This is a genomic window from Bradyrhizobium sp. USDA 4451 (assembly GCF_054822585.1).
Genome location: NZ_JBTRCH010000001.1, coordinates 5,513,114 through 5,536,537 on the forward strand (window position 1 = coordinate 5,513,114; position 23,424 = coordinate 5,536,537).

19 protein-coding genes and 1 pseudogene are annotated in these 23,424 nt (G+C 65.0%); 13 read left to right on the forward strand and 7 right to left on the reverse strand.

Going from position 1 to position 23,424, the window contains the following annotated elements; all coding sequences use genetic code 11:
* Positions 1-127 precede the first annotated feature (127 nt).
* The 5 genes from ACVMB0_RS25325 to ACVMB0_RS25345 all read right to left on the reverse strand — a co-directional run bounded on the left by ACVMB0_RS25325 (position 128) and on the right by ACVMB0_RS25345 (position 5,813).
* Positions 128-1,210 carry an IS4 family transposase gene (locus ACVMB0_RS25325; RefSeq protein ID WP_461345437.1) on the reverse strand — a complete coding sequence of 361 codons (1,083 nt, stop codon included), beginning with the start codon at positions 1,208-1,210 and terminating at the stop codon, positions 128-130.
* 96 nt (positions 1,211-1,306) lie between these two features.
* Entirely contained in the window at positions 1,307-2,077 is a 771-nt protein-coding gene (locus tag ACVMB0_RS25330) for a glucose 1-dehydrogenase (RefSeq protein WP_461348051.1), read from the reverse strand.
* Positions 2,078-2,265: 188 nt separating this feature from the next.
* A complete protein-coding gene (locus ACVMB0_RS25335; RefSeq protein WP_456755007.1) occupies positions 2,266-3,057 on the reverse strand; it encodes an outer membrane protein in 792 nt (263 codons plus the stop codon).
* 225 nt (positions 3,058-3,282) lie between these two features.
* Positions 3,283-5,343, reverse strand: coding sequence for a DNA topoisomerase IV subunit B (parE, locus tag ACVMB0_RS25340; RefSeq protein WP_456755006.1), 2,061 nt, complete (start codon positions 5,341-5,343; stop codon positions 3,283-3,285).
* Between the two features lie 101 nt (positions 5,344-5,444).
* Positions 5,445-5,813, reverse strand: a complete 369-nt coding sequence (locus tag ACVMB0_RS25345) for a hypothetical protein (RefSeq protein ID WP_461348052.1) — start codon at positions 5,811-5,813, stop codon at positions 5,445-5,447.
* A 207-nt stretch (positions 5,814-6,020) separates the two neighbouring features.
* On the opposite strand from ACVMB0_RS25345, the gene ACVMB0_RS25350 reads away from it, so the two are divergent.
* The 7 genes and pseudogenes from ACVMB0_RS25350 to ACVMB0_RS25380 all read left to right on the forward strand — a co-directional run bounded on the left by ACVMB0_RS25350 (position 6,021) and on the right by ACVMB0_RS25380 (position 13,916).
* A complete protein-coding gene (locus tag ACVMB0_RS25350; protein ID WP_456755004.1) occupies positions 6,021-6,551 on the forward strand; it encodes a DedA family protein in 531 nt (176 codons plus the stop codon).
* Positions 6,552-6,691: 140 nt separating this feature from the next.
* Positions 6,692-9,352, forward strand: coding sequence for a DUF3857 domain-containing protein (locus ACVMB0_RS25355; RefSeq protein ID WP_461348053.1), 2,661 nt, complete (start codon positions 6,692-6,694; stop codon positions 9,350-9,352).
* Between the two features lie 158 nt (positions 9,353-9,510).
* Positions 9,511-10,500 (forward strand): MBL fold metallo-hydrolase, encoded by a 990-nt coding sequence (locus tag ACVMB0_RS25360; protein WP_456755002.1) that lies wholly within the window; start codon positions 9,511-9,513, stop codon positions 10,498-10,500.
* A 343-nt stretch (positions 10,501-10,843) separates the two neighbouring features.
* Positions 10,844-11,101: pseudogene (locus ACVMB0_RS25365) on the forward strand (FMN-binding negative transcriptional regulator); the annotation flags it as partial.
* 71 nt (positions 11,102-11,172) lie between these two features.
* The gene (gene argC / locus ACVMB0_RS25370; protein ID WP_461348054.1) at positions 11,173-12,219 is read left to right on the forward strand and encodes an N-acetyl-gamma-glutamyl-phosphate reductase; all 1,047 of its coding nucleotides are present in this window, start codon (positions 11,173-11,175) and stop codon (positions 12,217-12,219) included.
* Between the two features lie 113 nt (positions 12,220-12,332).
* Positions 12,333-13,310, forward strand: a complete 978-nt coding sequence (gene argC / locus ACVMB0_RS25375; RefSeq protein WP_461348055.1) for an N-acetyl-gamma-glutamyl-phosphate reductase — start codon at positions 12,333-12,335, stop codon at positions 13,308-13,310.
* Positions 13,311-13,322: 12 nt separating this feature from the next.
* Positions 13,323-13,916 carry a class I SAM-dependent methyltransferase gene (locus ACVMB0_RS25380; RefSeq protein WP_461348056.1) on the forward strand — a complete coding sequence of 198 codons (594 nt, stop codon included), beginning with the start codon at positions 13,323-13,325 and terminating at the stop codon, positions 13,914-13,916.
* A gap of 31 nt (positions 13,917-13,947) precedes the next feature.
* On the opposite strand, the gene ACVMB0_RS25385 is transcribed toward ACVMB0_RS25380, so the two are convergent.
* Both ACVMB0_RS25385 and ACVMB0_RS25390 read right to left on the reverse strand, forming a co-directional pair.
* Entirely contained in the window at positions 13,948-14,346 is a 399-nt protein-coding gene (locus ACVMB0_RS25385) for an MAPEG family protein (RefSeq protein ID WP_456754996.1), read from the reverse strand.
* Positions 14,347-14,419: 73 nt separating this feature from the next.
* Positions 14,420-16,228 (reverse strand): PHA/PHB synthase family protein, encoded by a 1,809-nt coding sequence (locus ACVMB0_RS25390; protein WP_456754995.1) that lies wholly within the window; start codon positions 16,226-16,228, stop codon positions 14,420-14,422.
* Between the two features lie 291 nt (positions 16,229-16,519).
* Between ACVMB0_RS25390 and ACVMB0_RS25395 the strand changes: the two genes are divergently transcribed.
* The 6 genes from ACVMB0_RS25395 to recJ all read left to right on the forward strand — a co-directional run bounded on the left by ACVMB0_RS25395 (position 16,520) and on the right by recJ (position 23,415).
* Positions 16,520-16,795 carry a hypothetical protein gene (locus tag ACVMB0_RS25395; RefSeq protein WP_456754994.1) on the forward strand — a complete coding sequence of 92 codons (276 nt, stop codon included), beginning with the start codon at positions 16,520-16,522 and terminating at the stop codon, positions 16,793-16,795.
* Between the two features lie 215 nt (positions 16,796-17,010).
* Positions 17,011-18,231, forward strand: a complete 1,221-nt coding sequence (locus tag ACVMB0_RS25400) for an LL-diaminopimelate aminotransferase (RefSeq protein ID WP_461348057.1) — start codon at positions 17,011-17,013, stop codon at positions 18,229-18,231.
* Between the two features lie 22 nt (positions 18,232-18,253).
* Positions 18,254-19,573: a homoserine dehydrogenase gene (locus ACVMB0_RS25405; protein ID WP_461348058.1), complete on the forward strand. Its 1,320-nt coding sequence runs from the start codon at positions 18,254-18,256 to the stop codon at positions 19,571-19,573.
* Positions 19,574-19,655: 82 nt separating this feature from the next.
* Positions 19,656-20,654 carry a class II fructose-bisphosphatase gene (gene glpX, locus ACVMB0_RS25410; RefSeq protein ID WP_050420275.1) on the forward strand — a complete coding sequence of 333 codons (999 nt, stop codon included), beginning with the start codon at positions 19,656-19,658 and terminating at the stop codon, positions 20,652-20,654.
* Between the two features lie 144 nt (positions 20,655-20,798).
* On the forward strand, positions 20,799-21,518 hold the full coding sequence (locus tag ACVMB0_RS25415) for a haloacid dehalogenase type II (protein ID WP_461348059.1): 720 nt from the start codon (positions 20,799-20,801) through the stop codon (positions 21,516-21,518).
* 55 nt (positions 21,519-21,573) lie between these two features.
* The gene (recJ, locus tag ACVMB0_RS25420; RefSeq protein WP_461348060.1) at positions 21,574-23,415 is read left to right on the forward strand and encodes a single-stranded-DNA-specific exonuclease RecJ; all 1,842 of its coding nucleotides are present in this window, start codon (positions 21,574-21,576) and stop codon (positions 23,413-23,415) included.
* Positions 23,416-23,424 lie beyond the last annotated feature (9 nt).

A 23,424-nucleotide genomic window follows, 5' to 3' on the forward strand; every position in this document is an offset into this window, starting at 1 on the left:
GGCTCGCGGAGGTGTCGGCGAAGAGTGGAGAGAGATCGGCGAAGGCGAGCCATTGTCGGCTGCGGAATGATCGCCTGCAGGAGTGAGGCGACGAGTTGGCGGAGCAAGCGCCACGCGCCGGGGCGGGTCAGGCGGCGTCCGCCAAGCGGGGAGAGTCCTCGAGTTCGTCGACAAGCGGCTCGAGCAAGAGAATAACCAGCAGATGAGCGAGGATGTGAGGTCGGGCCGTTCGTTCGTCAGTTCCCGGCGGCCCCTTCAGGCCGATCAGGCTCTTCAGTCGCTTGAAGCCCAGTTCGATCCGCCAGCGCAGGCGATAGAGGGCGAGAACATCATCCGCGGTGAAGTCATCCGGAGCAAGTGAGGTGACCAGGATGACCCAATCGGCGGCCTCAAGCGTTTGCTTGGAGAGCTGATGGCCTCCCTTCTGTGCGGTCCGGTGCGCCTTGCGTCGTGCCTCGGCAGCAGCCTGTTGCGGCTTCTTGATGGCGACCAGACGCACGGCGAGCGGCGCGCCGTGCTTGGGTTTGATCCAAATCGGACAATCGATGAGGCCTCGTTCCGCCGCCTTGCGCAGCTCAGCCATGAGGTCCAGCGCACAGCCTTTGCAATCGAGCCAGCGCGCGCTCTTCCAACCAGCCCGAATGACGAAGTCTGCGCCGGCCTCGATCAGCCGTGCCATGCGTTCCGGCTGCAAATAGGCCCGATCGGCAAGACGGATTTCGCCCGCAACCACCGGGATCCGGTCGAGCGTCTCGCCTTCTTGCTGATCGGTCAGTTCGAAGTGGCCAAATCGTTCCTGCGGAAGATCGAACGCGCTGTGAATGCGCCACACCTCGTTCTTCTTCCTGGCATCCAGCGCTTTCTTCGGCACCGTGGTAGCATCGATGATCCGGATCAAGCGACCTCGGCTTGCCTTCGGGGCAGCGGCAGCAAGCGCCTGACCCACCAGCAGCGCCAGCCAATCTCCGCACTGACGCAAACGATACAGCAACGCCACGCAGGAAATGTCGACAAGGCCGACCGATGTCGCCCATGCCGCCGTCGAGCGAAGTCCCCGCTCACTCAAACAATAAGCCAGGATCAGCCGCAGCAAATCCACCGCACTCCTAATCTCGCGCGGACGCACGAAAGCCTTCGTCTCACGTGCCGTGCGATTGAGTGCTTCTGCCCCACCGAGCCGGGTCACGACGCCCGCCCAGTCGCCATTCACCAGCGATTCGTGTGTCATTCCATGCTGGAATCACAAACGATTCCGCCACACAAGCCTATTTTAACGCCGATGGGCCCCTGCCGGGGCTGCTGCGCGTCAGGCCATCACCGAATAGCCGCCGTCGACCGGGATCGCGGTGCCGGTGACGAAGTCCGATGCCGGCGACGCCAGGAACACGGCGATCCCCGCGAAGTCGTCGATGACGCCCCAGCGCGCCGCCGGCGTTCGTGCCAGCACGCGATCGTGCAGCCCGGCGACCTGCTGGCGCGCGCCCCTGGTCAGGTCGGTGTCGATCCAGCCCGGCAGGATGGCGTTGACCTGGATGTTGTCGGGCGCCCAGGCGTTGGCGCAGGCGCGGGTGTATTGGACGATGCCGCCTTTGCTCGCGGCATAGGCCGCCGCGAAGCTGGCGCCGAAGATCGACATCATCGAGCCGATGTTGATGATCTTGCCATGGCCCGACGCCTTGAGCGCCGGATAGGCCGCCTTCGAGCACAAGAAGGCGCTGGTGAGGTTGGTGTCGATCACCTTGCCCCACTCGTCGAGCTCGAGCTCGTGCGGGGGCTTGCGGATGCTCATGCCGGCGTTGTTGACCAGGATGTCGATGCGACCGAGCTCACCTGTGACCCGCTCGACCATGGCCGCGACCGCGGCCTTGTCGGTCACGTCGGTCGCCACCGCGATCGCCTTGACGCCGCGCTGGCCGAGGTCCTCGACGGCGGCCTTCGATTTCGCCGCGTTGCGGCCGACCACGGCCACCGCGGCGCCGGCATCCGCCAGTCCGCGCGCCATGCCAAGCCCGATGCCGCCATTGCCGCCGGTGACGATCGCGACCCGGCCCGAGAGATCAAACTGTCCGTTTTTCATTGTTGTTGTCCGCTCTGGTTTGAATCCGGTCGCGAGAGTGCCCGATCATCGCGGCACTGACCAGATCGCACGCAGTGGATCGGCCCTGCGCCAGCTCGTGTGCAGGCGGCGCCTTTCTCGGCGCCGTTCGGGCAACAAAAAAGCCCCGGACGATGCCGGGGCTTTTGCTCTGCTAGCTCAGCAGAAGATCAGTACTTGGCAACAACCGGACCGGTCCAGTTGAAGCGGTAGACCAGCGAGGTGCTGATGGTCTGGACGAACGGCTTGAAGGTGATGTCGGTACCGGTCAACGCGTTGGTGCCGTCAACCAGCTCCGAGATGTTCTTCTTGTCGTAGTAAGCGGCGCGATATTCAGTCTTCATGAACCAGCCCGGCGCGGTGATGCCGAAGATGTTCAGGTTGTTCTCGACGCCGCCGCCGACGAACCAGCCGCTGCGATCGAAGCCGTTGGTGTGGAAGCCACCGGGGAGAGCCGTCGCGGTGTTGAACAGCGTGGTGCCCTTCCAGTGCGAGCTGGAGTAGCCGGCGTTGACGTAGGACAGAACGTTCGGAGCGACCAGGTAGCCCAAGCGCGCACCAGCGGCCCAGCTGTAGTCGTTCTTGATGTTGCCGGCGAGGAACGCCGTCTGATCCTGGATCGTGCCCTTCAGGCTGCCGAACTGACCGTCGGCGAACACGCCGATGACCCAGCTGTTGGCGGTCTGCCAGTCATAACCAGCACCGACGGTGCCGAACCAGCCGTCGCCGCCCTGGCGCTGGTTGAAGCCGAGGATCGGCGCACCCGTCGCGGTCGACTGGGTGCCGGTGTCAGCGTCCCAGACGCCGCCGCCGCCGCCGCCGAAGATGTAGAAGCCGGTCCAGCTCGGCGCCACCGCGATCGGGGCGGGAGCCTTGGTGTAGGGGCGGGCGGCCAGATCGGCAGCCGACGCGGAACCCGTCATCGCAGCAACCGCGGTCAGAGCGAGCAAAATCTTCTTCATATCCAAATCCTCGACTAGCGTTCGATCAGGTCGCTGACGGGGGTGCGTTGGCACCGATTCCCGAAACTCATGGTGGGGACTATACGTGGTTCCTCCGGAAATGCTGTTGCGGGTGAGACACAACCGCCCGAAAACGAAACCATTGGAGCTCTCCGACAGGGCGAACGACAACGGCCGCCCCGATCAGGAGGCGGCCGGAAAATCGTTTCAAATCAGTTGGTTGGGCTAGACGTCGAGCAGGTCGTCGCTGGCGAATTCGGCCTTGTCGGAGATGAAGGCAAAGCGGGCTTCCGCCTTGGTGCCCATCAGCCGCTCGACCGAGTCGGCGGTGCCCTCGCGATCGTCGGCGAGCAGCACCACGCGCAGCAGGGTGCGCTTGGCCGGATCCATCGTGGTTTCCTTGAGCTGCGCCGGCATCATTTCGCCGAGGCCTTTGAAGCGATTGACCTCGACCTTGGCGTTGGCGTTGAACTCGCTCTTGAGCAGCTCTTCCTTGTGCGCGTCGTCGCGGGCGTAGACCGATTTGGTGCCGTGCTTCAGCTTGTAGAGCGGCGGCACCGCCAGATAGAGATGGCCCTCGTCGATCAGCCGCGGCATTTGCCGGTAGAAGAAGGTGATCAGCAGTGAGGCGATGTGCGCGCCGTCGACGTCGGCGTCGGTCATGATGATGATGCGCTGATAGCGCAGATCCTCTTCGCGATAATGCGCGAGCGTGCCGCAGCCGATCGCCTGCACGAGATCGGAGAGCTGCGCGTTGGCGGTCAGCTTGTCCTTGCCGGCAGACGCGACGTTGAGGATCTTGCCGCGCAGCGGCAGCACGGCCTGCGTCTTGCGATCGCGCGCCTGCTTGGCGCTGCCGCCGGCCGAGTCACCTTCGACGATGAAGAGTTCGGAGCCTTCGGTGCCGGCGTCGGAGCAATCCGCGAGCTTGCCGGGCAGGCGCAGCTTCTTGCCGGCGGTCTTGCGCGCGGTTTCCTTTTCCTGGCGGCGGCGCAGCCGCTCTTCGGCGCGATCGATCACGAAATCGAGCAGCCGGTTGGCCTGGTTCGGATTGCCCGACAGCCAGTGATCGAACGGATCCTTCATCGCCTGTTCGACGATGCGCTGGGCTTCGGCGGTGGCGAGACGATCTTTCGTCTGGCCCTGGAATTCAGGCTCGCGCACGAACACCGAGAGCATGACGGCGGCGCCGACCATCACGTCTTCCGAAGTGATGGAGGCTGCGCGCTTGCCCTGGCCGGCGCGCTCGGCGTGATCCTTCAAGCCGCGCAGCAGCGCGCTGCGCAGGCCGGATTCATGCGTGCCGCCGTCGGGCGTCGGCACCGTGTTGGTGTAGGACGACAGGAAGCCGTCGGCATCGGCGGTCCAGGCAACCGCCCATTCGCAGGCGCCGTGCGCGCCGCTGCGGCCGGACTTGCCGGAGAAGATGTCCTGATGCACCAGCGTGTCGGCGTGGATCGCCGCGGCAAGATAGTCCTTCAGGCCGCCGGGGAAGTGAAACTTGGCTTCCGCCGGAACGTCTTCGACGCCCTTCAGCAGCTCCGCATCGCAGTGCCAGCGAATCTCCACGCCGCCGAACAGATAGGCCTTCGAGCGCGTCATCTTGAACAGGCGTTGCGGTTTGAACGCCGCCTTGGCGCCGAAAATGTCGGTGTCCGGCTTGAAGCGGATCCGGGTGCCGCGGCGGTTGTTGACCTTGCCGAGGTCTTCGAGCTTGCCCTTGGGATGGCCGCGCTCGAACGTCATGCGGTGCAACTGCCCGCTGCGCGCAACCTCGACCTCGAGCCGCGAGGAGAGGGCGTTGACCACGGAGACGCCGACGCCGTGCAGGCCGCCCGAAGTCTCGTAGACATCGGAATTGAACTTGCCGCCCGAGTGCAGCGTGCACATGATGACTTCGAGCGCCGACTTCTTCGGGAATTTCGGATGCGGGTCGACCGGAATGCCGCGGCCATTGTCGGTCACCGACAGGAAGCCGTCGGCCGTCAGTTCGACTTCGATGAAGGTGGCGTGGCCTGCCAGCGCCTCGTCCATGGAGTTGTCGATCACCTCGGCGAACAGGTGATGCAGTGCCTTCTCGTCGGTGCCGCCGATATACATGCCGGGGCGTTTGCGAACCGGTTCCAGGCCCTCCAGCACCTCGATGCTGGCCGCCGTATAGGCGGATTCGGCATCCTTCGCGGGCTTGGCGGCAGGCTTCGCCGGTGCGCGTCCCTTCGGTTCCGGGGCTCCGAACAGATCTTCATCGGATTTGCTTTTGGCGTTTGACTTCAATGCTTTGGCCATGGCTCTTCAAGTAAGCGCGCCGGTCCCGGCGCAGCGAATCGGTTGCTCTGACTATGCCACGGATGGGCTGCCAAATGGGCGCGGTAGATAGGAAGCTGCGATTACGCCTGCGAGGTGCGGAATACAACGACCGTGAACAGGGCCATGGCGACGACCACCATCAGGGACCCGAGGATCGGAGCTGGTTCGAACGACGGCCCCTTCAGCAGCACGGCGGCGACGCCGGCCGGGAACAGGATGCCGCCGACGATATGCAGCCAGCCTTGGATCCTGGCGAGCAGCATGCTGCCCGCGGCCGGCACCAGCCGGTAGTACAGGCCGAACAGGAACAGCAGCACGCCGCCGACGAGATTGAGATGCGCGTGCGCCGGCCCCAACGTGAAGTCGTGCTGGATACCCATCGCGATGCCCGCGAGCATTCCGAACAGCAGGACGAGCACGCCCACGCACATCATCAGTGACCCGATCATCCAGTGATTCCTTTTTTCTTGTGAGGGAAATGCTTCTTTTGAGGGAAATGCCGGCGAGCCCGAACCGCAGGTGGCTTGCGGGAAATCACGATTGATCCCCGCCTTTGTGACTTGATGTCACGCAATGGGCCGGCTTACCTGTTCTTAGGCTGCGGGCTGGTAGAAAGGTTCATTCGGGGTTCAACGGAGCAGAAGGCACTCGACGAGATGGAAGACTTAGCGCGGGCCTTGGCCGAATTCGTGCGCCACCACCAGGCCTGGGCCGCTCCGATCGTCATGTTGCTGGCGTTCGCTGAATCGCTCGCCTTCATCTCATTGCTGGTGCCCGCCTGGGGCGCGCTGGTTGCGATCGGCGCGCTGATCGGCGTCAGCGGGATCAACTTCTGGCCGATCTGGATCGCCGGCGGCATTGGAGCAGCGCTCGGCGACTGGGTCTCCTACTGGTTCGGCTATCGCTACAAGGAACACGTCGCGCAGATGTGGCCGCTGTCGCGCTACCCCGAGATCCTGCCGCGCGGCGAGGCCTTCGTGAAGACCTGGGGCGTGCCCAGCATCTTCATCGGCCGCTTCTTCGGCCCGCTACGCGCGTCGGTGCCGCTTGCAGCGGGCATTTTCGAGATGTCGTACTGGCAATTCCAGGTCGCCAATTTCGTCTCCGCACTGGTCTGGTCCGCGGCGCTGCTGTTGTTCGGCGATGTCATCGCCCATGCTGTGGAGTGGATGTGGCGGGTGGTGTAGGCCGGCCAGCCCGCCAGATCGTGCGGCGTCCACACGCGATGGGCGAAGCTTAAAAGTTTTTCTATCCGGGCGAGGGGACGGTAATGTCCCGGTGCTAGCTCAGCAGCCGACGTTTTGGTCGTCGTCGGGCTTGCATCACCATGATCGCGCGCATCTGTCTCGTTTTCGCCTTGCTGCTGCTGCCGCGTGTCGTTGCAGCGGAACCAGCAGACACGGTCGCCGCGGCCGCAAAGCCGCACCAGGTCTGGGTCGATCCAGGCTGGCGGCGCACGGTCGTCCGTTACGCAGTCACCTTCGACGAGCAGGGCCTGAGCACGACCGTTTTCGATTTCGAGGCTGTGGCACTCAATGAGAAGGGGGCAGAGGTGCTCGCCCGCCGGATCTTTGGCTACAACAGCTACTTCTATGATCTGGCGTCCAGCGAGCTGGCGACGTTGAAGGCCGACGGCCGCGTGATCGCGGTCGACGAGCGCGCTGTGCGCGACCAGCCTGCCTCGACCGACTCGTCCTCTCCCTATTTCGATGAGCAGCGGCAACGGATGGTCGCTTATCCCGATGTCGCTCCCGGCGACAAGATCAAGGGCCGGCTGATCTACAAGGCGAAACGCGCCGAGTTTCCCGGGGAATATGCCGGCTTCTGGAGCCAGCCCGTGGACCAGCCGCCCGAGGTGATCGAGCTGTCGCTCGACGCGCCTGCCTCGAAGCCATTGCATATCGCGGTCCGTGGCGTCGAGCATCGCGAGGAACGATCGGGCGACCGGATCGTGCATCATGTCCGCTTCAGGCAGGAGACGCCGACGTTGCGCCAGATCGACGCGGGATCGTTCGACGATGCCAAGCGCTTCGAGGCCAGCACCTTCGCGGACTATGCGGCCTTTGCGGCGACGTTGAACGCGCGCAACGCGCCGATGGCGCTGCCGGATGAGGCTTTGCGGAAGCTGTCGGCGGAGATTGTCGGCGACGCCGGCGACGTGCGCGCCAAGGTCGAGCGGATCGACAACTGGGTCGCGCGCAACATCCGCTATGTCGGGATCGGACTCGAGGATGGCGGCCTGACGTCGCAACCCGCATCCGCCGTGCTTGCGGCGCGCTACGGCGATTGCAAGGCGCACGCGACGGTCCTCAAGGCATTGCTCGCGGCACAGGGGATCGAGGCCAATTTCGTCGTGGTGAACGCCGGCGTGCAATACACGCTGACGGAGGTCGCTACGCAGAATTTCGACCACGCGATCGTCTACGTTCCGGCGCTGGACCAGTATCTCGATCCGACGGCATCGCTTGTCGCGTTCGATTCGCTGCCGGCGAGCCTTGGCGGCAAGCCCGCGCTCAACATCGACAAGGGGACGCTCGCCCGCATTCCGGTCGCGGGGCCGCAGCGCTTCGTGCTTGCGGCCGATACCGACTACACGCTGCTCGGCGATGGCACCCGTCGCGCGCGCTCGGTCCTGTCCGGGAGCGGACTTGGAGCGACCGTCGGACGTTCTGTCGCGCAAGGTCTGGAAAGGGTGGATCGGCAGACCAGCGCCAGGCGGATGATCGAGCAGGCCGGGCTGAGCGGTAGCGGCGACTACGGCTTTCCAAATCCGAGAGAACTGTCGGACGGCTATGCCATCACCGCGACCTTCGAGATCAGCAAGCCCGTCGGCCTCAATTATCCAGAACGCATTCGAATGCTGCCGCTGACAGATCCACGGCCGTCGCTGCTGTTGCTCGCCACGGGTGGGGTGACCGACCGCGCCTTCCTCTGCCGCTCGCTGGAATACCGGGAGACCAGCTCGCTCACGGTGCCGGAGGGAACGCATTTCTTCGAAAAGCCGGCGCCACTGACCTATAGCCAGAGCTTCAGCGGCAGCACCCTGTACGGCGCCACCACGGGCCGTGTCGAAGTCGACGCGACGGCGACGCTGGATGGCCAGACGATACGCTCCAGCGCCGTGCTGAAGCTGAGCGTCGACGCCGCGGTCTGTCCCGCCGAGTTCGCAACGGCCATCAAGGCTGGCTTCGACAAGTTCACGGAGTTCAAATTCCGACAGGTCGGATTGACGCCAAGGTCGGTGCCGTTAATCAATGAGGTCAGCGCCGACTTCACCGAAGGGGTGAACGCGTATGACGCGCGGAACTACACGCGCGCGATGGCGCTGCTTCGACCCTACGCCGAGAGCGGAAACGCCAAGGCCCAATCCTATGTCGGCTACATGTATGACAGCGGCTTCGGTGTCGAGCGCGACTATGCCGAGGCGATCCGCTGGTTCTCAATGGCGGCGGAGCAGGGCGATTCCTACAGCCAGGGCAAGCTGGGTTACGCCTATGAGTACGGGCTCGGCACGGCGCGCGATGAGAAGGTCGCCGCTCAATGGTACGCAAAGGCAGCCGAGCGGGGCAGCGTGTTCGGTCAGTCTCGTCTGGCGCGCCTCTATCGGGACGGCGTCGGCCTTGCCCAGGACTATCAGCAGGCGGCCAACTGGTTCTCGAAGGCCGCTGACCAGGGCTCGACGTGGGCGCAGATGAATCTCGCGCTGCTCTATCTCAAGGGCCAGGGGCTGCCGATGGATCAGCTCAGGGGCATTGCGTTGCTCCGGATTGCTGCGGACCAGAACGACAGCGATGCCCAGTACAATCTGGGATACGCCTATGAGAGCGGCACCGGCGTGCCGAAGGACGCCCAGGAAGCCATCAAATGGTACGCCAGGGCATCCGATCGCGGCAGCACGCTGGCCCGCGCCCGCCTTGACGGATTGCTGGCCGGCGGCGGCTTCTGGGAAAGCCTGTTCCGCCACATCGGCCTGCTCGGCAGGCTGTGAAGGAGACAGGAACGTGCCGGACCTCGGAATAAGGCCGCCAGGGCAGGGTTAGCCGGAGGACGGATCGCGCAGCCGTCATCGCACGAGCAGGCAAAACACTGCTAGAACATCGCCCGTTATGCGCGCTCGCCGCCACCGTTTCACTGGGAGGACACCACATGGAATTGACACGACGTCACGCACTCGCCGGCGCTGCCGGCATCGCCGCCGCGCCGCTGTTGTCGGCCGCGCCTGCGGCGGCCGCCGCGCCCGCAGCCGACAAGCAGGCGCCGAGCTTCTATCGCTACAAGGTCGGCGACATCCTGGTCACCGCGGTGTCCGACGGCAAGAACGTCTTCAAGCTGGAAGACGGCTTCATCCCGAACGCGAAGCGGGACGACGTCAACGCGGCGCTGGAGAAGGCGTTCATGCCGCGCGACATGATGACGATCTGGTTCGCGCCGATCGTGCTCAACACCGGCGGCAAGCTGGTCGTGATCGACACCGGCAACGGCGCGGTCGCGAAGGCCAGCAGCAAGGGCGCCAACGGCCTGTTCGCCGACAATTTCGTCGCGGCCGGCTTCGATCCCAAGGCGGTCGACATGGTCGTGATCTCGCACTTCCACGGCGACCACGTGAACGGCCTGCTGACGGCCGAGGGCACGCCGGCATTCCCGAACGCCGAGGTGCTGGTGCCGGCGACCGAATGGAAGTTCTGGATGGACGACGGCGAGATGAGCCGGGCGCCGGCCGGCCGCATGCAGGGCCTGTTCAAGAACAACCGCAACATCTTCGAGGCTGGTCTGAAGAAGAAGGTCACGCCCTACGAGTGGGGCAAGGAGATTGCGCCGGGCCTGACCTCGGTCGAGACCGTCGGCCATACGCCGGGCCACACCTCCTATGTACTGGCATCGGGTCCGGACAAGGTCTTCATCCAGTCCGACGTCACCAACAATCCGAACCTGTTCGCGACCAATCCCGGCTGGCATGCGTTCTTCGACCAGGACGGCGACGTCGCGGAGACGACCCGCCGCCGCATCTACGACATGGTGGTCGCGGAGCGGCTCCAGGTGCAGGGCTTCCACTATCCGTTCCCGGGCCTCGGCAATGTGGTGAAGGACGGCAACGGCTACCGCGTCGTGCCGGCGCCGTGGAATCCGGCGATTTAGAACTGTCATTCCGGGGCGCGCGCCCGGCGCGCGAACCCGGAATCCAGAATTCAAGCCCAAGGCGGCAGCATAGCCATGGCGCGAGATTCCGGGTTCGATGCTTTGCATCGCCCCGGAATGACCAGCAACAACCTTGACGTCAGCGGGGCGCGGCCTTATAGCCGCGCCCATGATCAACGCCGCGACCATCATCATCGCCCGCCGCCGCCGCATTCCCGCGGTATGGGCGGTCGCTCGCGTTTAAGACCATCGCCTCTGCCGCCGGACCCGATCCCGCGGCGCTCTCCTCAAAAAGACACGCGGTTCGATCTGGCGGCTCCTTCGTCACGCAGGAGCTTCGACCATGTATACGCCACCGGTGTTCAAGCCCGACCGCGCCGCGAGCCTTGGCTTCGTGGAAGCGCGCGGTTTCGGTTTGGCCTGCGCGCGGGACGGCGGCAAGCCGATCGCCTCCACGCTGCCGTTCTATCTGACCGTCGCCGACGGCTCGCCACGGGCGCTGTTTCATGTTGCCCGTCACAATCCGTTGGTAAAGCTGGCGGGTGGCGCAGCAAGTGGGACGTCTTGGCTGCTGGCCGCCACCGGCGCGGATGCCTATGTGATGCGCGAGGTTCGCCCGCAGGCTTTCGCGATGATACAGACCGAGATGACTGCGCTTCCGGGGAGCGAGCAATGACGAAGAAGAAAATCGCAATTCTGGGCGCGTCCGGCTACACCGGCGCCGACGCGGTGCGCCTGTTGGCGCGGCACCCGAATGCCGAAATCACCGCACTGACCGCCAACACCCATGCCGGCAAGACGATGAGCGAGGTATTTCCTCACTTCTTCATGCTCGACCTGCCGAAGCTCGTGGAATGGGAAAAGGTCGACTGGACGCGGCTCGATGCCGCGTTCTGCGGACTGCCGCACGGGACGACGCAAGAGATCATCGCCGCGGTGCTGAAAGCCAACCCCGGAATCAAGATCCTCGATATGTCCGCGGATTTCCGGCTACGCGACAAAGACAGCTACGCGCAATGGTACGGCCATGAGCACCGGGCGCTCGAATTGCAGGACGAGGCCGTCTACGGGCTGACCGAACTCTACCGGGAGAAGATCACGGCCGCGCGGCTGGTGGCCTGTCCCGGCTGCTATCCGACCGCGGTTCTGCTGGCGCTTGTTCCGCTGGCGAAGGCAAGGCTGATCGACGTCGACGACATCATCATCGACGCCAAGTCGGGCGTCACCGGCGCCGGACGCGGACTGAAGCAGAACACGCTGTTCAGCGAGGCCGGCGAAGGGTTGTCGCCCTATTCGATCGGAAGTCATCGACACTCGGCGGAGATCGAGCAGGAGATCGGCGCGGCCGCTGGCTCGGCTGTGACCGTGAACTTCACCCCGCATCTCATTCCGATGGCGCGGGGTGAGTTCTGCACGTCCTATGTCAAGCTCAACGGGGCTACGCCGGACGATTTGCGCGCCGAGCTGGAAAAGGCCTATGCCAACGAGCCGTTCGTATATGTGACGAAGAAGGGCGTGCTGCCCCAGACGCAGAACGTGCGCGGTTCCAATTACGTTCAGATCGGCGTCGTCGCCGACCGGATCAAGAACCGCGCCATCGTTCTCTCGACGCTCGATAATCTCGTGAAGGGTTCTGCCGGGCAGGCGATCCAGAACATGAACCTGATGTTCGGCTTGCCCGAAACCACCGGGTTGGAGCAGATCGCGCTGTTTCCGTGAGCGGAGGGTGTTGTGGACGGGGATGCGCTCAGGGATAACAGCTACGGATTGGCGGCGCAGGCGCGGCCAGATGTGTTAGCAAACGAAACGAACGAACTCGAAAGGAGCCTGCCATGACCCTCACCGACACCAATCCGAAAACCAAGAGCGGTGCGACCAGGGCCACCGTGTTCGTCGACGGCGCCTCCGGCACCACCGGTCTCGGCATCCAGGAGCGGCTGCATTCGATCAGCGATGTCGCGGTGAAGCACATCGCCGAGGACAAGCGGAAGGATGCCGGTGCCAAGCGCGCGCTGATGGAGGAGGTGGATCTCGTGATCCTCTGCCTGCCGGACGAGGCGGCCAAGGAAACCGTTGCGCTGATCGACACCATGGGCAGTTCGGCGCCCAAGGTGCTCGACGCGTCGACCGCCTATCGGGTCGCGCCCGACTGGGCCTATGGCTTTCCGGAGCTCGCGCCCGGCCAGGCCGACAAGATCCGCACCGCGCCGAAGGTCTCGAACCCCGGCTGCTATCCGACCGGCGCGATCGCGCTGCTGCGGCCGATCGTCGATGCCGGCCTGCTGCCGGCAGATTATCCCGTCACCATCAACGCGGTGAGCGGCTATTCGGGCGGCGGCAAGACGATGATCTCGAGCTTCGAGGACGGCTCGGCGCCGGCATTCCATCTCTATGGGCTCGGCTTCGAGCACAAGCACGTGCCGGAGATGCAGCTCTACTCGCATCTGACGCGGCGGCCGCTGTTCATCCCGTCGGTCGGCAACTACCGGCAAGGCATGCTGGTCTCGGTGCCGCTGCAGCTCGACGCGCTGCCGGGCAAGCCTGATGGTGCCGATTTGCAGGCGGCGCTGGCGAAGTGGTACGCCGGCAGCAAATATGTGTCCGCGATGCCGCTGCAGAACGAGGCCAGCAAGGGCGGCAAGATCGAGCCGGAGGCGCTCAACGAGACCAACCAGCTCGAGCTCTATGTCTTCGCCAGCGACAAGCATCGCCAGGCGGTGCTGGTCGCGCGGCTCGACAATCTGGGCAAGGGTGCCTCGGGCGCCGCGGTCCAGAACATGCGGCTGATGCTCGGGCTCGCCGACAGTTGACGGCAAACGCGGGTGGACGACGCCACGCTGCAATTCTACCGGCGCAATGCCGAGGCCTATGCCGGGTGGGCGAAAGCCCCGTCGACCCGGCTGGTCGGCTTTCTCAAGCTGCTCCCGCCGGGCGGCGCGATCCTCGAACTCGGCTGCGGTGCCGGCAATCATGCCGCGGTGATGCTCGCCGCAGGCTTCCTGCTGCGTGCGACCGACGGCTCACCCGAGATGGCAGAGGTGGCGGCGCGCCGCATCAACCATCCCGTCGAGGCGATGCTGTTCGATGAGCTCGAGGATTGTGAGGCCTATGACGGAGTCTGGGCCAGCGCCTGCCTGCTGCACGTGCCGCGCGACGAGCTCGCCGGCATCCTCGGCCGCATCCATCGGGCGCTGAAACCCGGCGGCCTGTTCTACGCGAGCTACAAGATCGGCCATGGCGACGGCCGTGACAGTATCGGCCGCTACTACAATTATCCCGCCGCGGATTGGCTGGCGTCGACCTACGCCGCGTCAGGAGCGTGGATACAAGTCTCGTCCGACACCAGCGAGATCAAGAGTTTTGACGAGGCGCCCGCCACGATGCTGCACATCGTGGTGCGCAAGAGCGGTCCATAGCGCCGGCGTGATGGCCGGCGCCATCTGTTGCTCAGACGATCTTGAAGATCGCGAGCGCCAGCACCGCCTGGGCAAGGAAGCCGACCGTGAAGGCCAGCGTGCGGAACACCGGCAGGCCGAGCGTGTAGACGACCAGATGTGCGACGCGGGCCCAAAAATAGACCGCGCAGGCCAGCACGGTCCATTTGGTGGAGTAATCGGCCGCGTTGAGGATCAGGACCAGCGGCGCGAAGATCACCAGGTTCTCGACTGCGTTGTCGTGGGCGAACATCAACCGGTTGGCCCATTCGGCATGTGGCTTGTCGGTGCGCGAGGGATTGCCCATGGCGCCGGAGAGGCCGCGCACCTGGCAGCGATTGATGATGTAGGGGATCCACAACAGGCCGGTCAGGATCACCGTCAGCGACAGCCAGAACAGTTCGCGCGTCATCGTCTCCCCCTCACGTCAATGCGATTCCCGACCGCCGGGACCGTTTGTTTATAGCTGAGCGGACGATGTCGCGCTACGCGCGGACGCGGACATAGCTGCCCGGGGCATCCTCGAGCGCCTGCATTCCGTTCGCCCCCACCATGCGCGCGGGAACCGTCTCCGGATCGTGGCTCTCCAGCCAGGCGCGCCAGTCGGGCCACCACGAACCCTTGTGCTCCTCGGCGCCCTTCAGCCAGTCGGCGAGCTTGACGTCCTTGATGTTGTCGTTGGTCCAGTACTGGTACTTGTTCGACGCAGGCGGATTGACCACGCCGGCGATATGGCCGGAGCCGGACAGCACGTACTTCACCGGGCCGCCGAAGAACTGCGAGCCGTACAGCACCGATTCCGCCGGCGCGATGTGATCCTCGCGGGCGGCGAGGTTGTAGACCGGCACCTTCACCTTCGACAGATCGAGCAGCGTGTTGTCGAGCACCATCGTGCCGGTCGACAGCCGGTTCTCCAGATAGCAGTTGCGCAGATAGTAGGAGTGGTTCGACGACGGCATTCGCGTCGCATCCGAATTCCAGTGCAGCAGGTCGAACGAGGAGGGCGGCTGTCCCTTCAGGTAATTGTTCACGACATACGACCAGATCAGGTCGTTCGAGCGCAGCATGTTGAAGGCCATCGCCATTTTGCTGCCTTCGAGCACGCCGGATTCCTGCATGTCGCGTTCCAGCGCCGAGATCTGGTCCTCGTCGACGAAGACCAGGAGGTCGCCGGCATGGGTGAAGTCGACCTGCGCGGCAAAGAACGTCGCCGAGGTCACGCGCTGGCGACGCTTCTCGGCGAGATAGGCCAGCGTCGAGGCGAGCAGGGTGCCGCCGACGCAATAGCCGGCGGTGTGCACCTTCATCTCGCCGGTGGCCTTCTCGATCACGTCCATCGCCGTGAGCGGGCCTTCGGTCATGTAGTCGGCCCAGGTCTTCTTGCCGAGCTCCTTGTCGGGATTGACCCAGGAGATCACGAACACCGTGATGCCCTGGTCGACGCACCATTTGATGTAGGATTTCTCGGGGCGCAGATCGAGGATGTAGAACTTGTTGATCCAGGGCGGCACGATCAGCAGCGGCGTGCGCAGCACGTTCTCGGTTGCCGGGGAATACTGGATCAGCTGCATCAGCTCGTTCTGGTAGATCACCTTGCCCGGCGTCGTCGCCATGTTGACGCCGACCTCGAGATTGCTCGAATCGGACTGGCGGATCCGCAGCGTGCCGTGGCCGGCCTCGATGTCCTCGGCCAGCATCTTCATGCCGCGCACCAGATTGTCGCCGTTGGTCTCGACGGTGGTGCGCAGCACCTCCGGATTGGTCAGCACGAAGTTCGACGGCGCCAGCGCGTTGCTGATCTGCTGAACGTAGAATTCGGCCTTCTTGCGGGTGTGCGGATCGATCCCGTCGGCGTCACGGACCAGCTGCTGCGCCCATTTCGAGGTCAACAGATAAAGCTGGAGGATGAAGTCGAAGAACTGGTTCGACTTCCATTCCGGATCCTGGAAGCGCTTGTCGCGGGGGGGCGGCACGATCGCCGGCTTGGCGTCGGCTTCGCCGGCCATGCGCCGCACCGCCGAGCCCCAGAGATCGAGGTAGTCCTTGCCGAGCTGCATCTGCAGCGACGAGGCGCGCTCCTTGTCGGACAGCCAGTATTCGGCAATCACGCTGAAGGTCTTGATGACCTCACCGAGCTCGTTCGGCGGCTTGTCGCGGACTTCCCCGGTCTGGCGCGGCTTGAGATAGGCGGCCAGCGCCTGGCCGCTGCTCTCCATCGCCCGCGCGATGTTCATGGCGAAGGCTTCGGCGTTGAATTTGGGGGCTGCTTGGGTGTTGGGAATGACGTTGCTCATCTGCAGGACACTATCGCGTCGTTTGGGGGGCGTCATCGCGCGGTGCGGCAAGGGAAATCAGGCAAAATCCGACGTTTCACTCTGTTGCGGTGCGACAAAAAATCTTTGTTCCGTCATATTGAAGCCTCAGGGGTCGCTTTTCTTGTTTCCGCTTTAAGTGTTTCGGGCGACAATGGTTTGAAACGCTAAAGTCGAAATTAACGCAGCGGGGACGCTGCAAGGCTCGTACCAGTGCGACCCGTGTCGGCAACGTGCGACGTGCGCGCTAGCTTGTTGGGGACAATTCGGCGCATGCCGATCGATCGAATGAACAGGGGGCTCGCGGCCGTGGTGCTGCTCGCGTCGATGGTGGCGCTGAGCGGGTGCTCGAGCACGATCGCCGATATGGCCATGCCGGCCGATGCGCCGGCCCGGGCCAAGGATGCCAGCGGCTATCTGCCGGTCCATGACCTTCCGCCCGACCGGGCCGATCCGACGATCAAGCCGGCCGATCAGGCCAAGATCGAGCAGGAGCTGATTGCCGCACGCGAGCGTCAGGCTCAGGCGTCGGCCCAGGCCGGCAAGTGAGCTGCGCCTGGTGGGCGATCAGCGCTGGCGCCGCCCGGCGTCCGTGCTAAAAGAAACCCGGTTCAACCGCAGATCCGGCCGCAGCCCCCAGATCGTGCGCCTGAGTTCGCTCTAAATCGTTGATTCGGCGCGATTTTTGTAAGAGGCCGTGACGGCTTCCGCAGGCTTACCAAGGGGGGCGATTCTGGCATCGCGGTTGTCGGAGCAAGGGTCCCATGGAAGATTTTTACCGCATTCGCCGTCTGCCGCCTTACGTCTTTGAAAAGGTCAACCAGGCCAAGGCGGCCGCGCGCAATGCCGGGGCCGACATCATCGATATGGGCATGGGCAATCCGGACCTGCCGACCCCGCCGCATGTGATCGAGAAGCTCAAGGAGACACTGGGCAAGCCGCGCACCGATCGCTACTCGGCCTCGCGCGGCATCAACGGCCTGCGCAAGGCCCAGGCCGCCTATTACGCGCGCCGCTTCGGCGTCAAGCTCAACCCGGATACCCAGGTGGTGGCTACGCTCGGTTCAAAGGAGGGCTTTGCCAACGTCGCGCAGGCCATCACTGCGCCGGGCGACGTCGTGCTGTGCCCGAATCCGAGCTACCCGATCCACGCCTTCGGCTTCCTGATGGCGGGCGGCGTGATCCGCTCGGTGCCGTCGGAGCCGACGCCGCAATTCTTCGAGGCGGTCGAGCGGGCGATCATCCATTCGATCCCGAAGCCGATCGCGCTGATCGTCTGCTACCCGTCGAACCCGACCGCCTATGTCGCGGACCTCGACTTCTACAAGGATCTGGTCGCGTTCGCGAAGAAGCACGACATCTTCATCCTGTCCGATCTCGCCTACGCCGAAGTCTATTTCGACGACAACAATCCGCCGCCGTCGGTGCTGCAGGTGCCCGGCGCGATCGACGTCACCGTCGAATTCACCTCGATGTCGAAGACATTCTCGATGGCCGGCTGGCGCATGGGCTTTGCGGTCGGCAATGAGCGCATCATCGCGGCGCTCGCGCGGGTCAAGTCCTATCTCGATTACGGCGCCTTCACGCCGGTCCAGGTGGCGGCGACCGCGGCGCTGAACGGCCCGGACGACTGCATCCGGGAGATGCGCGACACCTACCGCAAGCGCCGCGATGCGCTGGTCGAGTCATTCGGCCGCGCCGGCTGGGAGATTCCGCCGCCGCAGGCCTCGATGTTCGCCTGGGCGCCGCTGCCCAAGGCATTCGAGACGGTCGGCAGCATGCAGTTCGCGACCCTGATGGTGGAGAAATCCGGCGTCGTGGTGTCGCCCGGCGTTGCGTTCGGCGAGCATGGCGAAGGCTATGTCCGCATCGCGATGGTGGAGAACGAGCAGCGCATCCGGCAGGCCGCGCGCGGCGTGCGCCGCTTCCTTGAAAGCGGCATCGAAACGTTGCACAACGTCGTTCCTCTCGCCAACCGGCGCTAATCCTTCCAGGTTGCTTAAATCCATGGTCGCACCCCTGAACGTGGGCATAGCGGGGCTCGGCACCGTCGGTGCCGATGTCGTCCGCCTCATCGAAACGCAAGGACGGACGCTGGCCGAGCGCAGCGGCCGGCCGGTCCGCGTGGTCGCCGTCACGGCGCGCTCGAAGGCCAAGAAGCGCGGCCTCGACCTCGGCGGTATCGCCTGGGCCAAGAGCCCCGAGGCGCTCGCCGAAGATCCCAATATCGAGTGCTTCGTCGAATTGATGGGCGGCGCGGGCGATCCGGCGCTGTCTGCGATCGAGACCGCGCTGAAGGCCGGCAAGTCGGTCGTGACCGCCAACAAGGCGCTGATCGCCAAGCACGGCCTGCGGCTCGCGGCGGCCGCCGAGAAGCATGGCGGCGCGTTGAACTTCGAGGCGGCGGTCGGCGCGGCGATCCCGGTCATCAAGACGCTGCGCGAGGGCCTTGCCGGCACCAGCGTCAACCGCGTCTATGGCATCCTCAACGGCACCTGCAACTACATCCTGACCCGGATGGAGCAGGAGGGTCTGTCGTTCGAGGAGTGTCTGAAGGACGCCCAGCGCCTCGGCTATGCCGAAGCCAATCCGTCCTTCGACGTCGACGGTCACGACACCGCGCAGAAGCTCGCGATCCTGGCGAGCCTCGCCTTCGGAACCAAGGTCGCGGAAAACGCGGTTTATGTCGAAGGCATCTCGTCGATCACGCCGGAGGACCTCAAGGCTGCCGCGGAACTCGGCTACCGCGTCAAGCTGCTCGGCGTGGCCGTCCGCACGGCAAAGGGCATTGAGCAGCGCGTGCACCCGACCATGGTGCCGAAATCGTCCTCGATCGCCCAGGTGATGGGTGTGACCAACGCGGTCGCGATCGACGGCGAGGGCATTCCGCCGATCACGCTGGTCGGGCCCGGCGCCGGCGGCGGCGCGACGGCCTCGGCCGTGGTCGCCGACATCGCCGATGTCGCCCGCGGCATCCGCGCCAAACCGTTCGGGCGCCCGGTGGAGCGGTTGCGTGACACCACCAAGGCGCCGATGGAACGCCATGAGGGTGGCTACTATATCCGCCTGATGGCGCGCGATCTTGCAGGCACTGCCGCAACAATCGCCACCCGTCTCGCGGAACAGAAGATATCTCTGGAATCCATCGTGCAACGGCACCCGGATGGCGTCGATGTGAACGGTGCGGCCAAAAAACCTTCACCGGTCCCGGTCATTCTGATTACCTATGCGACCAGCGAGGATGCCGTGCATCGTGCGCTGGCCGCAGTGCAGCGCGATAAGGTCATCAGCGGTCGGCCGCAGGTGATCCGGATCGAGAAGAACTAGCGCATGGCCTGAACGGGTCGGGCGTGAGACGATTGATGCGGGCAGGCCGGGCCTGTCCCCTGAGGCTTAAGGAGTTACGCTGATGTCGACCCATATTTCCGTTCCGCCGCAGATGCTGCTCGAGCGCATCCTGACGCTCGAAATCGTGCGCGTGACGGAGCGCGCGGCGGTGTCGGCCGCGCGGCTGCGCGGCCACGGCCAGGAGAAGGCCGCCGACAAGGCTGCGGTCGACGCGATGCGGCGCGAGCTCAACAAGCTGCCGATCGAGGGCACGGTCGTGATCGGCGAGGGCGAGCGCGACGAGGCGCCGATGCTGTTCATCGGCGAGAAGGTCGGCCTCAATGCCGGTCCCAAGGTCGACATCGCGGTCGACCCGCTCGAAGGCACCACGCTGTGCGCCAAGAACATGCCGGGCTCGATCGCCACCATGGCGATGGCCGATGGCGGCACGCTGCTGCACGCGCCCGACGTCTACATGCAAAAGATCGCGATCGGCCCGGGCTACGCCAAGAACGTGATCGAGCTCGACGCGCCGCCGGCCGACAACGTCCGCCGCCTCGCCAAGGCCAAGGGCGTCGATCCGACCGCCATCAACGTGCTGGTGCTCGACCGTCCGCGCCATGCCGACATCATCAACAGCGTGCGCTCGACCGGCGCTGCCGTGCAGCTGATCACCGACGGCGACGTCGCCGGCGTCATCCATTGCGCCAAGCCCGACGAGACCGGCGTCGACATGTATATCGGCACCGGCGGCGCGCCCGAGGGCGTGCTGGCAGCAGTCGCACTGCGCTGCATCGGCGGCCAGATGCAGTGCCGCCTGATCCTCGACACCGAGGAGAAGCGCGAGCGCGCCCACAAGATGGGCGTCACCGATCCGAAGATGATCTACGGCATCGAGGACATGGCCAAGGGCGACTGCCTGTTCGCCGCCACCGGCGTCACCACCGGCTCGCTGCTGACCGGCGTCAAATTCAAGAAGGACGTGATCGAGACCGAGACGGTCGTGATGCGCTCGGTCACCGGCACCGTGCGCTACATCAAGGCCGAGCACCGCCAGCTGGAGAAGTTCCACCTGGATTGAGGACTACAGCGATCGTCATTCCGGGGCGCGCGAAGCGCGAACCACAGATGCGCAATTGCGCATCGGGGAATCTCGAGGTTCCGGGTTCGATGCTGCGCATCGCCCCGGAACGACGAAAAAGAACAACAACAAGGGGAGACGCGCATGTCCGATCTGTCCGCGGTGAAGGCGCTGGTGTTCGATGTGTTCGGCACCGTGGTCGATTGGCGCACCAGCCTGATCAGCGATTTCACGACTTGGGGAGAGACGCGCGGCATCAAGGCCGACTGGACCGCGCTGGTCGACGGCTGGCGCGCGGTCTATGCGGCTTCGATGGACGAGGTGCGCAAGAACCCGCAGAACGGCTACGTCATCCTCGACGTCCTGCATCGCCGCTCGCTGGACAAGCTGGTCGCGCAGTTCGACATCAAGGGGCTCACCGAAGCCGACCTGCAGCATCTGACGAAGGGCTGGCACCGCCTGCATGGGTGGCCCGACAGCGTCGCCGGCCTGACCCGGCTGAAGACCAAATACATCATTTCGCCGCTGTCGAACGGCAACGTCGCGCTGCTCACCAATATGGCGAAGTTCGCAGGCCTGCCCTGGGACCTCGTGATGTCGGCCGAGCTGTTCGAACACTACAAGCCCGATCCGGAGACCTATCTCGGCGCAGCGAAGCTGCTCTGCCTGCCGCCGGAGCAGGTGATGATGGTCGCCGCCCACAACTACGATCTCAAGCACGCGCAGAAGCACGGCCTGAAGACGGCGTTCGTGGCGCGTCCGACCGAATACGGTCCGCTGCAGAAAGTCGATTTCGAGGCCACCGGCGCGTGGGACATCGTGGCCAAGGATTTCGGGGAAATCGCCAGCCGGATGGGCTGCTAGAACTGGCCTGGGATTCACTGAGGCGCTACGATTCCTGCCTGATTGGAAAGGAATCATGACGCTCCACGCAGCCGTACTGCCCGTCGAGCCGCCACAGGCATTTCTCGGTGTGACGCGGTCGCTGACCGGAAAGCTCTGGCGTGACCGGCTGGATGCGCGCGGGGCGGCGCGGGCGCTCGCGATCGTGCAGCGGCACAATCTGCCGGAAATGCTGGCGCGCGTGCTGGCGGGCCGCGATGTCGCGATCGACGAGGTTGCCGACTTCCTCGACCCGACCATCCGCAAGCTGATGCCGGATCCGCACACGGTCACCGAGATGGAGCACGCGGCCAGGCGCATCGCGGATGCCGCAATGCGCGGCGAGAAGGTCGCGATCTTCGGCGACTATGACGTCGACGGCGCGACCTCGGCGGCGCTTCTGACGTGGCATCTGCGCCATTGCGGGCTCGACCCGCTGATCCACATTCCCGACCGCATTTTCGAAGGCTACGGGCCGAACGTCGACGCCGTGCGCGCGCTCGCGGCCAAGGGCGCGACGCTGCTGGTCACGGTGGATTGCGGCACCACCAGCATCGAGCCGCTCGCCGAAGCCAAGAAGCTCGGCATGTCGGTCGTGGTGATCGATCATCACCAGACCGGCGACGAACTTCCCGAGGTCGACGCGCTGGTGAATCCGAACCGGCCCGACGATCTCTCCGGGCTCGGCCATCTCGCCGCCGTGGGCCTCGTGTTCGTGACCCTGGTCGCCGTGAACCGCGAGTTGCGCCGGCGCGGCTTCTGGACCGGCGAGATGCCGGAGCCGGACCTGCTCAGCGTGCTGCATCACGTCGCACTCGGCACCGTCGCCGACGTCGCGCCGCTGATCGGGCTCAACCGCGCCTTCGTCGCCAAGGGCCTGATCGCGATGCGCCGCCGCGACCATGTCGGCCACACCGCGCTGATGGATGTGGCACGCCTCAATGGCCCGCCGGAGGCCTGGCATCTCGGCTTCATGCTGGGGCCGCGCATCAATGCCGGCGGCCGCATCGGGCGTGCCGATCTCGGCGTGCGGCTGCTGCTCGAGGGCGATGTCTCGGAGGCGGCGCGGATCGCGGCCGAGCTCGACCGCCTCAATGCCGAGCGACGCGTGATCGAGCAGGCGGCCGAGGCGCAGGCCGAAGCCGAGGCGCTGGCCGCGCTCGGGCTCGAGGACAAGGGCGCCGTCATCGTCACCGCGGCGGAAGGCTGGCACCCCGGCGTGGTCGGGCTGGTCGCCGCGCGGCTGAAGGAGAAGTTCGCGCGTCCGGCATTTGCGATCGCGCTCGAGCCCGGTGGTATCGGCACCGGATCGGGCCGCTCGATCGGCGGCGTCGATCTCGGCAAGGCGGTGCGGCAGGCGGTGCATGACGGCCTGTTGATGAAAGGCGGCGGGCACGCGATGGCGGCCGGCGTCACCCTGCGCAAGGAGAGGCTTGCCGAATTCCGCGCCTATATGGAAAGCGCGCTGGCGGAGGACGTCGCCAACTCGCGGCACGAGAACGAGCTGTTCATCGACGGCGCGGTGACCGCGCGCGCGGTGACGCCGGAATTCGCCGCGACGCTCAATCGCGCCGGTCCATTCGGGGCCGCCAATCCCGAGCCGGTGATCGCGCTGCCGTCGCATCAGCTTGTTTATGCCGACGAGGTCGGGCAAGCGCATTTGCGGCTGCGCTTCAAGTCCGGCGACGGATCGATCGTCAACGGTATCGCATTCCGCTCGGTCGGACAGAAGCTCGGCAGCGCCTTGACGCAAAATCGCGGTCAGCAATTGCACGTGGCGGGCTCTCTTGCAGTCGACCGTTGGCAAGGGACCGAACGTGTGCAATTCCGTGTCCTCGACGTCGCGGTACCGGATCAGGGCCCGACGGTGATCAAATAAGAAACGTTG

Coding starts and splice junctions, on each gene's coding strand:
- ACVMB0_RS25360 (WP_456755002.1), top strand. CDS start 9,511: ATGGAATTGACACGACGTCACGCACTCGCCGGCGCTGCCGGCATCGCC.
- ACVMB0_RS25405 (WP_461348058.1), top strand. CDS start 18,254: ATGGTCGCACCCCTGAACGTGGGCATAGCGGGGCTCGGCACCGTCGGT.
- glpX (WP_050420275.1), top strand. CDS start 19,656: ATGTCGACCCATATTTCCGTTCCGCCGCAGATGCTGCTCGAGCGCATC.
- recJ (WP_461348060.1), top strand. CDS start 21,574: ATGACGCTCCACGCAGCCGTACTGCCCGTCGAGCCGCCACAGGCATTT.
- ACVMB0_RS25415 (WP_461348059.1), top strand. CDS start 20,799: ATGTCCGATCTGTCCGCGGTGAAGGCGCTGGTGTTCGATGTGTTCGGC.
- ACVMB0_RS25395 (WP_456754994.1), top strand. CDS start 16,520: ATGCCGATCGATCGAATGAACAGGGGGCTCGCGGCCGTGGTGCTGCTC.
- argC (WP_461348055.1), top strand. CDS start 12,333: ATGACCCTCACCGACACCAATCCGAAAACCAAGAGCGGTGCGACCAGG.
- ACVMB0_RS25330 (WP_461348051.1), bottom strand. CDS start 2,077: ATGAAAAACGGACAGTTTGATCTCTCGGGCCGGGTCGCGATCGTCACC.
- ACVMB0_RS25400 (WP_461348057.1), top strand. CDS start 17,011: ATGGAAGATTTTTACCGCATTCGCCGTCTGCCGCCTTACGTCTTTGAA.
- ACVMB0_RS25345 (WP_461348052.1), bottom strand. CDS start 5,813: ATGATCGGGTCACTGATGATGTGCGTGGGCGTGCTCGTCCTGCTGTTC.
- ACVMB0_RS25355 (WP_461348053.1), top strand. CDS start 6,692: ATGATCGCGCGCATCTGTCTCGTTTTCGCCTTGCTGCTGCTGCCGCGT.
- argC (WP_461348054.1), top strand. CDS start 11,173: ATGACGAAGAAGAAAATCGCAATTCTGGGCGCGTCCGGCTACACCGGC.
- parE (WP_456755006.1), bottom strand. CDS start 5,343: ATGGCCAAAGCATTGAAGTCAAACGCCAAAAGCAAATCCGATGAAGAT.
- ACVMB0_RS25390 (WP_456754995.1), bottom strand. CDS start 16,228: ATGAGCAACGTCATTCCCAACACCCAAGCAGCCCCCAAATTCAACGCC.
- ACVMB0_RS25350 (WP_456755004.1), top strand. CDS start 6,021: ATGGAAGACTTAGCGCGGGCCTTGGCCGAATTCGTGCGCCACCACCAG.
- ACVMB0_RS25385 (WP_456754996.1), bottom strand. CDS start 14,346: ATGACGCGCGAACTGTTCTGGCTGTCGCTGACGGTGATCCTGACCGGC.
- ACVMB0_RS25335 (WP_456755007.1), bottom strand. CDS start 3,057: ATGAAGAAGATTTTGCTCGCTCTGACCGCGGTTGCTGCGATGACGGGT.